The sequence below is a fragment of the Vibrio ichthyoenteri ATCC 700023 genome (assembly GCF_000222605.1).
Taxonomy (GTDB): Bacteria; Pseudomonadota; Gammaproteobacteria; order Enterobacterales; family Vibrionaceae; genus Vibrio; species Vibrio ichthyoenteri.
In genome coordinates this window covers 35618-50661 of sequence record NZ_AFWF01000004.1, presented here as the reverse complement: position 1 = coordinate 50661, position 15044 = coordinate 35618, and the positions used below count along the sequence as shown (strand labels likewise).

9 protein-coding genes are annotated in these 15044 nt (G+C 46.1%); 2 read left to right on the top strand and 7 right to left on the bottom strand.

The genetic code is table 11. The annotated features are described in order from the left end of the window. Nucleotides 1–20 precede the first annotated feature (20 nt). Nucleotides 21–809 (bottom strand): general secretion pathway protein GspB, encoded by a 789-nt coding sequence (locus tag RH85_RS00660; protein ID WP_006710236.1) that lies wholly within the window; start codon nucleotides 807–809, stop codon nucleotides 21–23. Further along, nucleotides 809–2437: an ExeA family protein gene (locus RH85_RS00655; RefSeq protein WP_039948308.1), complete on the bottom strand. Its 1629-nt coding sequence runs from the start codon at nucleotides 2435–2437 to the stop codon at nucleotides 809–811. The genes RH85_RS00660 and RH85_RS00655 overlap by 1 nt, the downstream gene beginning before the upstream one ends. 89 nt (nucleotides 2438–2526) lie before the next feature. On the opposite strand from RH85_RS00655, the gene RH85_RS00650 reads away from it, so the two are divergent. Further along, nucleotides 2527–3738, top strand: coding sequence for a multifunctional CCA addition/repair protein (locus tag RH85_RS00650; RefSeq protein ID WP_006710234.1), 1212 nt, complete (start codon nucleotides 2527–2529; stop codon nucleotides 3736–3738). A gap of 353 nt (nucleotides 3739–4091) precedes the next feature. On the opposite strand, the gene eno is transcribed toward RH85_RS00650, so the two are convergent. The 5 genes from eno to rlmD form a co-directional block, all read right to left on the bottom strand. After that, complete coding sequence (gene eno, locus RH85_RS00645; protein ID WP_006710231.1) at nucleotides 4092–5390, bottom strand: phosphopyruvate hydratase; 1299 nt, start codon at nucleotides 5388–5390, stop codon at nucleotides 4092–4094. Between the two features lie 76 nt (nucleotides 5391–5466). Next, nucleotides 5467–7107 (bottom strand): CTP synthase, encoded by a 1641-nt coding sequence (locus tag RH85_RS00640; RefSeq protein WP_006710230.1) that lies wholly within the window; start codon nucleotides 7105–7107, stop codon nucleotides 5467–5469. A 205-nt stretch (nucleotides 7108–7312) separates the two neighbouring features. Beyond that, nucleotides 7313–8110 (bottom strand): nucleoside triphosphate pyrophosphohydrolase, encoded by a 798-nt coding sequence (mazG, locus tag RH85_RS00635; RefSeq protein ID WP_039948306.1) that lies wholly within the window; start codon nucleotides 8108–8110, stop codon nucleotides 7313–7315. 299 nt (nucleotides 8111–8409) lie between these two features. Beyond that, complete coding sequence (relA, locus tag RH85_RS00630; RefSeq protein WP_006710228.1) at nucleotides 8410–10632, bottom strand: GTP diphosphokinase; 2223 nt, start codon at nucleotides 10630–10632, stop codon at nucleotides 8410–8412. Nucleotides 10633–10711: 79 nt separating this feature from the next. After that, the gene (gene rlmD / locus RH85_RS00625) at nucleotides 10712–12037 is read right to left on the bottom strand and encodes a 23S rRNA (uracil(1939)-C(5))-methyltransferase RlmD (RefSeq protein WP_006710227.1); all 1326 of its coding nucleotides are present in this window, start codon (nucleotides 12035–12037) and stop codon (nucleotides 10712–10714) included. Nucleotides 12038–12195: 158 nt separating this feature from the next. Here rlmD and barA point away from each other — a divergent pair, with 158 nt between their 5' ends. Beyond that, the gene (gene barA / locus RH85_RS00620) at nucleotides 12196–14985 is read left to right on the top strand and encodes a two-component sensor histidine kinase BarA (protein WP_006710226.1); all 2790 of its coding nucleotides are present in this window, start codon (nucleotides 12196–12198) and stop codon (nucleotides 14983–14985) included. Nucleotides 14986–15044 lie beyond the last annotated feature (59 nt).

The window sequence follows — 15044 nt, the reverse complement described above, 5'->3', positions numbered from 1 at the left end:
ATTATCTATTCAACAACGTCCTACCCTTGCCAGTCATATAGCGCCGGTATTCGAATCATCTCTCCCTGAAAATCAATCACACACGCTTGTGGTTCTATCGCCATCAAAGCGACATCATTGCCAATTTGATCGCCTTGCTGATATTCAACACCATTAATTTTGACCCAACGCTTCGCCTCGTTACTTGAGTAAACATGCGTTTCAAAATTGAGAGCAGGCAATCGCCCTGACCATTGATTGATATTCTCCGCCAACGCTTGGGCAGGTATTTGTTCATCGTCTGCACTCTCGACCTCAGGTGCATCCATCACGGCTTGCAAACGCTGAGCAATGTCCGGCGATAAACCGCTTAAGTCGAGACCACTGAGTAAATCATCTTCACTCACCTGTTGCTTTTGCTTGGTATCAAAACTGTTTTTCTCAACCGGTTGGTTGGTCAATCGCGTCTCTGGCGAATCCGATACTGACAACGACTCATCCATTAGCGTCTCATCGTTTAAATCACGCTGGTAAAATGTCTCTGTTAAAGCAGAATATTGAGGATACGGTCGGTTTTCCAGTACTGCAGGTTGTTCAACAATCTCAACCTTACCTTGATTCATCGCCACCCAAGCATCACGCTGCATTTGATAGTCACCATAAGCAAGCCAAGTCAGCGTGGCGAGCGATGGTATAACCAGCAAGGCTAGATTCAATGGCCAGCGCTTAGGTTGAGTGCCGGCTTGACTCAATTGATACTGTAACGGTGCCGTATGATGGCTCTGGTAGCCTTGCTGTGATGCGCTAAGCTGTTCGATTAGATTTGCCATTACATTTCCTCGCCTAACATCAAATGTGGCGCCTGTTCTTGCGACAGAAGCTCTAAGCGCTGCAGGGTACGTTGACCGGCAATACCATCAACACTGAGCTGCTGCCATTGTTGAAACATAGTGACCTTTTGTTTCAACGCTTCTCCATAACGTTCTTCTTGGCCCATCGGCAATCCTAGCACTTGGGACAACTGATAATCTAAACTCGCAACGGGATGCCCACTCATGCCCGGTTTTAATGCTTGATGCCATAATTTTTGCCAAATTAAGTAATATTCTCCCGACCAAATTTCATCGAGCCAATGGCGTTCAAACGCCACTCGTTCGCCATCAATCAATAACTCAACCTTTTCATCATTAGCCTTATACAACAAAGCATAATGAGTGGCGTTGTCGATACTAAGCGTGAGCACAGCCGGTAAATTGGTCGCCAACAACTGCTCAAACGAACCACTAAAGCTCTGGCAATGAAATTGTGACTGCGCATTATCAACGCACATTTCATCCACAACAGAAGCTCGGTAACCCCAAACCTTATAAAGCTCAGTAATTTGATGTGCGAGTGGCTGACTGTTACTGAGCAAAGACATCAGCCCAGTAGGGAAAACCACTTGCTGCTCAATACGATTGGGATTAGCCGGGTACTGTTGCTCAATATAGGTTTGGGCTTGTTGCTGGAAAGGGACCAGCAAGGTGTTTGGCGCAAATTGCCAAGCGCCCCAAGCAAGTACCAAACCCAATGCCCCACAAATTGCAGTGCTAAGCCATTGGCGTTCAAACGGCGGAGAGAGGGTCTGTCGTGGCGCAGATGAATAATTGGTTTGGAAACTCATTACCTCATCACAAGCTGCGATTACCGTTTGATTAGAGGGCGATGCTTCACCAAGATGATGGGCTCGTTTTAGCGCTGCGTCACACACCAAGTTAACCAAACGAGGAATACCCAATGTCGCCTGAGCGATATTTTTTAACGATTTGGCAGTGAATAGCTCGCTGTTTCCGCCCGCTAGTTGTAAGCGAAATTGAATGTATTTCGCCGTTTCATCGCTGTTAAGAGGCAATAAATGATAGCGTCCAGTGATCCGCTGCGCGAGCTGGCGCAACTGCGGCATTTGTAATTTTTGCTGCAACTCAGGTTGGCCGATCAGCAGCACCTTCAGCAGTTTACGCTGTTCTGTTTCCAAATTAGTCAGTAGACGTAATTGCTCCAACACTTCTGCCGATAAGTGCTGCGCTTCATCAATCAACAATAGCGTTTGCTTGCCCTGCGCATAGCTCTCTAATAAGAATTGCTTAATCAGCTGAGTCAGTTGCTTTAGGCTTGCCTGCTCGGGATAGGCTAAACTAAATTCATCACAAATAGCTTCTAACAACTCATTATTGCTAAATGTCGGATTGAGAATACACCCAGTTTGCGTTGATGCATCCAATGCTTTTAGCATCGCCTTTGATACGGTCGTTTTACCGGTTCCCACCTCTCCAGTCAGCATCGCAAAGCCACCACCATCGCCTAACCCAGCTTGAAGGTGATGTATCGCTTCTTTATGACGTTGACTTAAATAGAGAAACCGTGAGTTTGGTACAATAGAAAACGGTAGCTCGACAAATCCAAAATGAGTGTTGTACATGATAATGGTCGCTGGGAATTTATTGAGAACGAAAGTAACATTGCTGGCAAGAATAGCCAAAGACAATTCAAATAGATAGAGAGGCCACAGTGCGAAGATTCTTAGTTGGCGGAGCGGTTCGCGATCAGTTACTCAATCTGGATGTATATGATCAAGATTGGGTTGTCATCGGTGCCACCCCTGAACAAATGCTGCAACTCGGCTATACCGCTGTGGGTAAAGACTTCCCGGTATTTCTCCACCCGAAGAGCAAGCAAGAGCATGCTCTGGCGAGAACCGAGCGTAAAACAGGATCAGGTTACACCGGCTTTGATTGCTACTTCGCGCCAGATGTCACATTGGAAGAAGATCTACTACGTCGTGATCTCACCATCAATGCAATGGCTCAAGATGATCTGGGTAATATTATTGATCCTTACGGTGGCCAACAAGATTTACTCAACCGTCAGTTACGCCACGTATCAGAGGCTTTCACTGAAGATCCACTACGTGTTCTACGCGTCGCGCGCTTTGCCGCCAAACTTGCTCATCTTGGCTTTACCGTTGCCGACGAAACCATGGCTTTAATGACACAAATTGTCCAACAAGGTGAATTGCAGCACTTAACCGCGGAGCGCGTTTGGCAAGAATGGCACAAATCACTGAGCTGCCAAGATCCTCAAGTCTTCTTAAAAGTGCTGCGTGATTGTGGCGCACTGGCGGTGGTGTTACCCGAAATCGACTGTTTGTTCGGGGTTCCACAACCTGAACAATGGCATCCTGAAATTGACACGGGTATACACACTCTAATGGTCGCACAGCAAGCGGCACTATTGAGTGCTTCAACCACGGTTCGCTTTGCCGCTCAAGTGCACGATTTAGGCAAAGGCGTGACCCCTGAACAAGAATGGCCAAGTCATAAAATGCATTGCCATACTGGCATCAAGTTGATCAAGAATTTAGCCGCACGCATTCGCGTGCCCAATGAGTATCGAGACTTAGCCCTACTCGTGTGCGAGCAACATTCAAATATCCACCGTGCGGCAGAACTCAAACCCGCAACCAAGTTAAAAATACTTAATAAGTTTGACGTGTGGCGTCGCCCTGAACGTTTAGAAGAGATCCTGCTCTGCTGCATGGCCGATAGCCGCGGCCGCACCGGTCATGAAAGCATCGACTACCCACAAAAAGCGATTTTTGAGCAAGCGTTTCAAGCCGCCTTGGCGGTCGATGTCCAAGCAATCATTGCCGATGGATTTAAAGGTGTCGCGATTCGTGAAGAGATGGAAAAACGCAGAGTGGTCGCGATCGCAGAGGCATAGAGAATCGGGAATCGAGAGCGCTGCGCTTAAAAAGCGAGAAGCGAGAAGCGAGAAGCGAGAAGCGAGAAGCGAGAAGCGAGAAGCGAAAATAGAACACGTTGGGGATTGAGTCAAACAGTTCGAAATCAAAGAAAGATTCCCTACTCCTTCCTTCGTCAGTCTATGGAATGACAAACTAATACAGACAAAACGAGTGCCGTCATCCTCGAGAGTGAGGAGCGAACGAGTTGGGGATCTCTCTTCTCGAAAGCGAAGCGTTCTCAACTCTCGATTCTCATTTCTGCAGCCAAAAAAAAAGGCCCCACCGAAGTGGAGCCTTTCAAAGCATTAAGCTAATAACTTAGAAATCTAAATTATTGACCTTTAACTTCTTTAAGACCGTTGAAAGGAGCGCGCTCACCTAGAGCTTCCTCGATACGGATAAGTTGGTTGTACTTAGCAACACGGTCAGAACGGCTCATAGAACCAGTTTTGATTTGACCTGCAGCAGTACCTACCGCTAGGTCAGCGATAGTTGCATCTTCAGTTTCGCCTGAACGGTGAGAGATTACAGCTGTGTAACCTGCATCTTTAGCCATCTTGATTGCAGCTAGAGTTTCAGTTAGAGAACCGATTTGGTTGAACTTGATAAGGATAGAGTTAGTGATGCCTTTCTCGATACCTTCAGCAAGAATCTTAGTGTTAGTAACGAATAGATCGTCACCAACTAGTTGAATCTTGTCGCCTAGAAGTTCAGTTTGGTGTTTGAAACCAGTCCAATCAGACTCGTCTAGACCGTCTTCGATAGAAACGATTGGGAATTGCTCAACTAGACCAGCTAGGTAGTGGTTGAACTCTTCAGAAGTGAAAGTTTTACCTTCACCTTTCATGTTGTAGATGCCAGCGTCTTTGTCGTAGAACTCAGATGCAGCACAGTCCATAGCAAGAGTGATGTCTTTACCTAGTACGTAACCAGCAGCTGCAACAGCTTCTGCGATAACTTCTAACGCTTCAGCGTTAGATTTAAGGTTAGGAGCGAAACCACCTTCGTCGCCAACTGCAGTGTTGTAGCCTTTAGACTTCAATACTTTAGCTAGGTTGTGGAATACTTCAGCACCCATGCGAACTGCTTCTTTAAGAGTTGCTGCGCCAACTGGTTGGATCATGAACTCTTGGATGTCAACGTTGTTGTCTGCGTGCTCACCACCGTTGATGATGTTCATCATTGGTAGAGGCATAGAGAACTGACCAGCAGTGCCGTTTAGCTCAGCAATGTGCTCGTATAGAGGCATGCCTTTAGCAGCTGCAGCTGCTTTAGCGTTTGCTAGAGAAACAGCTAGGATAGCGTTCGCGCCGAACTTAGATTTGTTTTCAGTGCCGTCTAGCTCGATCATTACTGCGTCGATTGCAGCTTGATCTTTAGCATCTTTGCCTACTAGAGCGTCAGCGATTGAGCCGTTAACAGCTTCAATTGCTTTAAGAACGCCTTTACCTAGGAAACGTGATTTGTCACCGTCACGTAGCTCAAGAGCTTCACGTGAACCAGTTGATGCGCCAGATGGAGCAGCAGCCATACCTACGAAACCGCCTTCTAGGTGTACTTCAGCTTCTACAGTTGGGTTACCACGTGAATCGATGATTTCACGACCTAGAACTTTAACGATCTTAGACATTGAATGTTTCCTTCTCGTTGAATATATAATGTCAAAATTAACGGCAGCAACATTGACATGCTACTGCCTGTATTCCTTACTTCTCTAATTCGCCGCGCTGGAACTGACCAGCTGCTTTTACGAAACCGGCAAACAGTGGGTGACCATCACGTGGTGTCGAAGTGAACTCTGGGTGGAACTGAGCCGCAACAAACCATGGGTGGTTCGGGTTCTCAATCACTTCTACCAGTTTCTTGTCCGCTGAAAGACCAGACACTTTTAGGCCTGCTTTTTCAATTTGTGGACGAAGGTTGTTGTTCACTTCGTAACGGTGACGGTGACGCTCATGAATGGTTGCGCTTCCGTATAGTTCGTGAGCTTTTGTTCCTTTCTCAAGGTGACACAGCTGTGAACCAAGACGCATAGTACCACCTAGGTCTGATGTTTCAGTACGTTCTTCAACTTTACCTTCACCATCAACCCATTCAGTGATCAAACCAACCACTGGGTACTTCGTCTCTTTGTTAAATTCTGTTGAGTGTGCACCTTCCATACCCGCAACGTTGCGCGCGTATTCAATCAGTGCCACTTGCATACCTAGACAGATACCTAGGTAAGGTACTTTGTTCTCACGAGCGTATTGTGCTGCAAGAATTTTACCTTCGATACCACGGTCGCCGAAGCCACCAGGTACTAGGATTGCGTCAAGACCTTCTAGGATTTCAACACCTTTGCTCTCAACATCTTGAGAATCAACGTATTGAATCTTAACGCTTAGACGGTTCTTAAGACCGGCATGCTTTAGCGCTTCGTTTACTGATTTGTATGCGTCTGGTAGTTCGATGTACTTACCAACCATACCAATCGTAACTTCACCCGTTGGATTCGCTTCTTCGTAGATTACTTGTTCCCACTCAGAAAGGTTTGCTGCTGGTGCAGTGATACCAAAACGAGTACAAACAAGATCATCAAGGCCTTGAGCATGGATAAGTTGAGGGATTTTGTAGATAGAATCTACGTCCTTCATTGAGATTACTGCTTTTTCTTGTACGTTACAGAATAGAGCAATCTTCTTACGCTCGTTCGCTGGGATCGCACGATCACTACGACAAACTAGAATGTCAGGCTGAATACCGATTGAAAGAAGTTCTTTAACAGAGTGTTGAGTCGGTTTTGTTTTCACTTCACCTGCCGCAGCAAGGTAAGGAACCAGTGTTAGGTGCATGAACATTGCGCGCTCACGACCTAGCTCAACAGCTAGTTGACGAATCGCTTCCATAAACGGTAGAGATTCGATATCACCAACCGTACCACCAACTTCAACGATCGCAACGTCGTGGCCTTGAGAGCCAGCAATTACGCGGTCTTTGATTGCGTTTGTGATATGAGGGATAACCTGAATGGTGGCGCCTAGGTAGTCACCGCGACGTTCTTTCGCTAGAACGTCTGAGTAAACACGACCTGCCGTAAAGTTATTGCGTTTAGTCATCTTGGTACGAATGAAACGTTCGTAGTGACCAAGATCAAGGTCTGTTTCTGCGCCATCTTCCGTGACGAACACTTCACCGTGTTGAGTTGGGCTCATTGTGCCTGGGTCAACGTTGATGTAAGGGTCAAGCTTCATCATGGTCACTTTAAGACCACGAGCTTCTAGAATAGCCGCAAGAGATGCAGCTGCAATACCTTTACCTAGAGAGGATACAACCCCGCCAGTAACAAAAATGTAATTTGTCGTCATGTTTAACCTGAAATTGGTTGAATGAGGGAAATAGATTTCTTCTGGACGGGATAAAAATATACCAGAAGCACCTAACCGCCACAACGTGAAATCTATCACACCACTATTTTTTATTTTTTGCTTCAAATCAAAGAGGGTGAATACGACTGCCCCAACCACTTCTTAGATGGGTCAATCTTGCCCCAATTTATCACTGAGCGAGAGTTCACCTACGCTCATCTTGTTTAACTTCATCCCACCAACCGTCGAGTTGTTCCAAGCTGCATTGGCCAATTTGCTGACCATTTTGCGCTACTTTTTGCTCAACTGATTGAAAGCGTTTAACAAACTTTAAATTTGCTTTTGCCAATGCAACTTCTGGATTGACCTGCAGGTGACGCGATAAATTCACCGTCGCAAACAACAAATCCCCCAGTTCCATTTCAACCTTGTCATGAGCAACTTCAACTTGCAGCGCTTCTTCCATGACTTCGTCAATTTCTTCACGAACTTTGTCTACTACTGGGCCGAGAGAATCCCAATCAAAACCTACGCTGGCGCACTTTTTTTGAATCTTTGTAGCACGCGAAAGTGCCGGCAAAGAATTTGGTATTGAGTCTAGAATACTTTGTTCTGATTTGCCTACTCGTGCCTTTTCTTTTGCTTTTTCTGCTTCCCAATTAGCGTTAATTTCCTCGTCAGAACCAAACTCAACCGCCGAAAAAACATGGGGATGACGACGAGTAAGCTTTTCATTTACCGCTTCTACCACTTCAGAGAAATCGAACAGTTCTTGCTCTTTCGCCAATTGACTATAAAAGATCACTTGGAACAATAAATCCCCCAACTCTTCTTTCAGATTAGGCCAATCTTGATTGTGAATTGCATCCACCACTTCGTAGGTTTCTTCAATAGTGTGCGGCACAATTGTTTCAAAATTTTGTTTACGATCCCAAGGACAACCCTGCTGTGGGTCGCGCAATGTGGCCATAATCTGTTCTAACTGTTCAATAGGGTGACTCATTTTCATTTTTTCCTTAAACAAAAAGGCGAGCAGCATAACCACTCACCTTATGTAATTTTTATTTTTTGCCGTTTGCTGGCATACGGACTCTGGTCGTCTAAGTGCTAAAACTAGATTCCCTATCACGCTCTTCCCTAACTGTGGGGGATGACAACTAGAGTCTTTTTTCTAAGTCGACTCAAAAACAATTGCGACTGTCGCTAGGCGATAAGCAAACGAGACACCAGAGCATGGTTTACCATGTAATGGTGCGAGTGCGCGCAATCAACAACGCGACAGTCGTAAGTATGACGAGAATGTTAGCCGAGGCGCTTCACCGTCATCACATCTTTGATCTGCTCGACTCGCTTCGATACGCGCGCCAGCACTTCAACGTTACTCACTTCCAAATCAAAATCTAAGATCGACAATTGCGTGCGGTAGTCGACACGGCTCTTCATGCTGTTTACTTTCACTTTTTCATTAGCAAACAGAGTGGTGATCTCTTTGAGCAGGCCACCACGCTCCATTGCTTCCACGCGTAGAGTGAGTAAGTAAGAGCCGGCAAAACCACTGCCCCAGACGGTATCAATAATACGCTCTGGTGCATGATGACGTAGCTCTTCCAACTGCTCACAATCAGCCCGGTGCACAGAAATGCCACGACCTTGGGTGATGTAACCACAGATTTGATCGCCCGGAATCGGTTGGCAACAACGAGCCAAATGATTCATCAGGTTATCGACCCCTTCTACCACCACGGCATCTTTATTCGGACGTGTTGGGGTAGACGGTTTATTTTCCGCTTCGAGGAGTTTTTCAAGCGCCTGCTTGTCTTCTTCTTCCGCGGTTGGCTTGTTCACCAAGGCGTTGATGTGATTAATGATTTGATTAATACGTAAATCACCACTGCCGACACCGACATACAGTTCATCAGCAGAGTTAACGTTAAAGCGTTTCAGCGCATATTGCTCTGCGTGTTTTAACGTAGCACCAATTTTACCTAATTCATGCTCAAGAATTTCACGCCCGGCTTCGAGGTTTTTCTCGCGGCTCTGTTTGCGGAACCAAGCATTGATTTTGGCTCGTGCTCGACCTGAAGTGACAAAGCCTAGTGATGGGTTTAGCCAATCGCGCGACGGATTAGGCTCTTTCTGAGTGATGATTTCAACTTGATCGCCCATCGATAACTTATGGGTAAACGGTACGATGCGTCCGGCTACTTTGGCACCGATACAGCGGTGACCGACCATAGAATGGATGTGGTAGGCAAAATCGAGCGGCGTTGCGCCCATAGGCAAATCGACCACATCACCGCGTGGAGTAAAGGCATAGACGCGATCATCAAACACTTGGCTACGCAGCTCATCGAGCATTTCGCCAGAGTCAGACATCTCTTCTTGCCAATCAATCAGCTTACGCAGCCAAGTGATCTTCTCGTCGTAACCACTACGGCCTGAACTTGCACCTTCTTTATATTTCCAGTGCGCAGCCACACCCAATTCAGAATCTTCGTGCATATCTTTAGTACGGATCTGAATCTCAATGGTTTTGCCTTCTGGCCCCAAGACGACAGTATGAATTGATTGATAACCGTTCGGTTTGGGATTGGCAACGTAATCGTCAAACTCACTAGGTAAGTGCTTGTATTTAGTATGAACGATACCCAATGCGGCGTAGCAGTCTTGCAATTTATCCGCGATGATACGCACGGCGCGCACGTCAAAAAGCTCATCAAACTCCAAGCTCTTTTTCTGCATTTTGCGCCAGATACTATAGATGTGTTTTGGACGACCACTCACCTCTGCATTAATGCCCGTGGCTTGCATTTCTTCGGTTAAGTCATCAACAAAATCTTTGATGTATTGTTCACGTACGATGCGACGCTCTGACAGCTGTTTCGCGATCTGTTTATAGGTTTCTGGTTGCTGGTAGCGGAAAGCGTAATCTTCAATTTCCCACTTTAACTGACCAATACCGAGACGGTTCGCCAGTGGCGCGTAGATGTTGGTACACTCTTGCGCGGCCGCGCGACGCACTTCATCAGGCGCTTTTTTTACTTCAATCAGATTACAAATGCGCTCGGCCAACTTGATGACCACGCAGCGAAAATCATCCACCATCGCCAGCAGCATGCGGCGCACGTTATCGACTTGCGATGATGCAGCACTGCCTTCTAGCGTGACGTTTAGCTGCCCAAGGGCAGCCATCTCTTCAACGCCATCGATCAGTTTAATGATCTCTTTATTGTATTCTTCTTCAAGCTTGTCGCGTTGCAAAGCACCACTTGAGACCAATGGGAAAAGCTGCGCTGCCACCAGCGTTGGTTTATCCATTGATAAGGTGATGAGAATTTCAATCATTTCACGACCACGCCACAACAAGAGTTGAGCGTCATCGTTGCCTTGCAAAAACGTTTCGCACTGACGATACACTTCAGTTAAGCGCTGAGCAGTTTTGCCATCTTGCTTTAAGCTAGCAATCCATTTATCTAGCTCAAACTGTTCATCTTGATTTAAATGCGCGCTTCTTACCGCAACCATCTTTTTTCGTCCTAGTTTTTATTTTTATACCGACTAACCCTGTCTAATAGGCTATTTTACCTAGTGTTAGTTCATTTATTTATGCTTTACGCATAACAAATAGAGCCATTGACTCTAGATGGGCCGTATGCGGGAACATGTCCAACATACCCAACTTTTCAAGCTGGTAGCCTTGTTTCAGCAAGCTTTGACTATCTCTGGCAAGCGTAGCAGGATTACATGAAACATAAACCACACGCTGCGCCCCCAAACGAGACAGTTGGTCTACTATACCACTTGCACCCGCTCTAGCTGGATCGAGCAGTATCTTATCAAACTTTTCACTTGCCCACGGCTGAGATGACAAATCTTGTTCTAAATTTGCTTGGTAGAACAGAGCATTGTCTAGTTGGTTCAAAGCCGCATTGTGCTGTGCTTTTTCAACCATGGCATCGACACCTTCCACGCCAACCACGGTTTTAACTTGTTTAGCGATCGGCAAACTGAAGTTACCGAGGCCACAGAAAAGATCCAATACGCGGTCATTTTCACTCAATTCAAGCCAGTTAAGCGCTTGTTCAACCATCTGCTGGTTCACTTTTTGGTTTACTTGAATGAAGTTATTAGGTGCAAAAGGAATGGTCACACCCGCTTCTAAATAATGCGCTTCATCGCCTAACACTCGGTCAAGTTGATCGGCTTGCGGCATCAGATACAAGCTAGCGTTATGCGCTGTAGCAAAAGTTTCTAGTTGCTGTTGTTCTTTGTTGGTTAATGGTTTTAGGTGGCGCAACACCATGACATTGGTGTTATCCCCTTTTACCAGTTCAATGTGACCAATCGACTCTTGGCGCGTAAAACCTTGCAGTAATTTGTACAGATCTGGCAGCATCGCATTCAATTCTGGAGCCAGAACAGGACAATCGGTCACATCGACGATTTGCTTACTTTGCTTACGGCGGAAGCCAAATTGCAACTGGCGGGTTTTCTTATCGACCATCACACTAATGCGTGCGCGACGACGGTAACCAAGACCATTACCTGAAATAGGCGCTTCCAGATCCAAGCTTTGACCGGAAAATTTGCTCATCAATTCAGATAGCGTTTGCTGTTTGTAGTCCAACTGCGCATCTAAGCCAAGGTGTTGCATATTACAACCACCACACTGCTCATAAACCGGGCAAAATGGCTTAATGCGTTGCTCGCTAGACTTCTGTACTTTAATCAAATTAGCCCGAGAAAACTTACTTTTGTCTTCCGTCAATTGCACTAGAACTTGCTCACCAGCAAGTGCGCCATCGATAAACACAGGCTTGCCATTTTGGTAGCAAATGCCAGCACCTTGGTGATCCAACTTATCGACGATCATGGATTGATGCTTGGTGTTTAATTGTGTTTTCTTTTTCGGTTGGAAAAAACGCGCCATGCTTTGTGCCTGCTCTCTATTGCTGCAAATAGTCCAGGCGTCACCTTTTAGAGCCTGGATCATTGTGTGAGCCGATTGAGTTGATTATGCTTAACTCTTCGACGGCTCATTTTATGATGGCTATTTTCCCATATCCACACCACGATGTTTAGACAATAATGACCAGATATGGCTTACGCGCCCGCGTTATTACTCTCACTCTAGCGCCAACCCTAATTATTGGTTTGCTTCTGAGCGCAATTTTCTCTTTTAACCGCTATCACGACTTAGAAAAACAAGTGATTAATTCAGGTCTAAGTATTATCGAACCTCTGGCTATCGCCAGTGAAGATGGCCTAAAAAACAACAGTCGAGAATCGGTTCGCCGCATTATTGGTTATGCGCATCGTAAAAACTCTAAGTTTGTACGCAGTATTGCGGTATTTGATTACAATCACGACCTGTTTGTAACCTCAAACTTTCACCCTAATTTTGAATCACTGACCTTTCCACGCAATGAACCCATCCCGTTGTTAGTCACCTCTAACCTCAAGGAAAATACCTTAGTTCTACGCGCACCGATCATCAGTGAATCGGGGATCATAGCCAGTCCACGAGGCAAACAAAATAATCCCGCTATGGGCTACATCGCGATTGAGCTCGACTTATCTTCGCTACGTCTACAGCAATACCAAGAAATTTTCTCCGCCTTTTTAGTGCTGCTTACCGGACTCGGACTCTCTGGCTTCTTCGCTATGCGCTTAATGCATGACGTAACCCGACCAATTTCACACATGAAAAACATGGTCGACCGAATTCGTCGTGGTCACCTTGATGTGCGTATCGAAGGCAAAATGCATGGCGAGTTGGATCAGCTAAAAAATGGTATCAACGCGATGGCGGTATCATTGTCTGAATACCATGTTGAAATGCAGCACAGTATCGACCAAGCGACATCGGATCTACGTGAAACACTAGAGCAGTTAGAAATCCAAAACGTTGAGTTAGATATTGCTAAAAAACGTGCTCAAGAAGCCGCGCGAGTAAAATCCGAATTCTTAGCAAATATGTCGCACGAACTGCGCACCCCGCTTAATGGTGTGATTGGTTTTACGCGTCAGATGCTGAAAACCAAGCTGTCTAATAGTCAAACTGATTACCTGCAGACCATTGAGAAGTCGGCCAATAATTTATTGACCATCATTAACGACATTCTCGATTTCTCCAAACTGGAAGCAGGCAAACTGGCACTCGAAAACATTCCATTTGAGTTCCAAGAAACCCTTGAAGAAGTAGTGAGCTTGCAAGCCACCAGCGCGCACGAAAAAGGCTTAGAAATTACGCTGAAGATTGATCCCAAAGTGCCGATTGGTCTGGTGGGCGATCCACTGCGTATTCAACAAGTTCTGACCAACCTTGTCGGCAACTCAATTAAATTTACCGAGCGCGGCAACATCGACATCAGCGTTGAACTGCGTTCACAAAAAGAAGATGTGGTTGAATTACAATTCATGGTACGTGATACCGGCATCGGTATCTCAGAGCGCCAGCAAGCGCAGTTATTCCAAGCATTTAGCCAAGCAGATGCCAGCATCTCACGTCGTTATGGCGGTACCGGTTTAGGCTTGGTTATCACCCAGAAGCTGGTTAGCCAAATGGGTGGCGAGATAAGCTTAACCAGTCGCCTACACCAAGGTTCGACTTTCTGGTTCACGCTGCGCTTACACGCTACCGATATGCCAATGAGTGAACTGATTGAAGTACAGGCGCTCAACCAGCGTTCATTGCTGTTGGTTGAGCCGAATATGCAGGCAGCCTCAATTACACGTCAAACTCTGGCGCAACAGGGACTCGTCGTCACCTATCGCTCATCAATGCCTGATGAAATTGAAACGTTTGATTATGTACTACTAAACCTTGCCCCTAACCGTTCCAATGAAGTGAGCAAAGTAGAGAAGCAAGTTGAGAAGGCATTGTTGTGTGCGCCGCATGTGGTTGTCGGCACGCCAAGTACCGCACTGGCCTTATCTGATCATTTGATTCAAAAGTATCAGATTCACTGTGTGACCAAACCGCTATCGCGCAAAAAATTGCTGCAAACCTTAGCCGCAAATCAAGAAAGTTTGCCTGAGATTGAGGTTGAACTGCCAATCAGCACAGAGACTTTACCACTCACCGTGATGGCGGTAGATGATAACCCTGCCAACTTAAAACTAATCGGTGCGCTCCTCGAAGAGCGAGTTGAGCGCGTCATCACTTGTACCAATGGTAAAGATGCGGTCAAGCAAGCTGAACAACGCCATTTCGATATCATTTTGATGGATATCCAAATGCCGCATATGGATGGTGTCACTGCGTGTAGTGCGATCAAGAAAATCGCCCTCAACGCGAATACGCCTGTAATTGCGGTTACAGCTCATGCGATGAGCGGCGAGCGCGACCGATTGTTGAAAGCCGGTATGGATGACTACCTAACCAAACCAATTGAAGAGCATGTGTTGCAACAAGTGTTGATGCATTGGAGCCCACACACCAAAGAAGATGAGCTGCAAAAGCTCACCTTACCAGCAGAAACCGAGATTATTCAGCAACACCTTATCAATGAACACAGCAACATGATCATTGATTGGCAAGCAGCCTTGAAGCAATCAGCCAACAAAGAAGATCTGGCTAAAGAAATGCTGCAAATGCTGCTCGACTATATGCCAGAAGTCAGCGCTATTGTTGAACAAGCGCTAGAAAGTGACAGCTTCGACGTGGAGCAATTAATTCATCATGTGCATAAACTGCATGGCAGTTGTTCATATTGTGGTGTGCCGCGCTTGAAAAATGTCTGTGCCACAATTGAAAAAGCACTGCGCTCGGGCAGCAATATCGAAGACATTGAGCCAGAACTATTTGAGCTACAAGATGAAATGGAAAAGGTGACGGCCAGTGCACAACCTTATCTGGCAGAAAGTGAGTGTTGAGTCGCGCTATCGCTGCTAAAGCAGGCGTAATTCCACGCTGATAAAAACAAAAAAGAGCG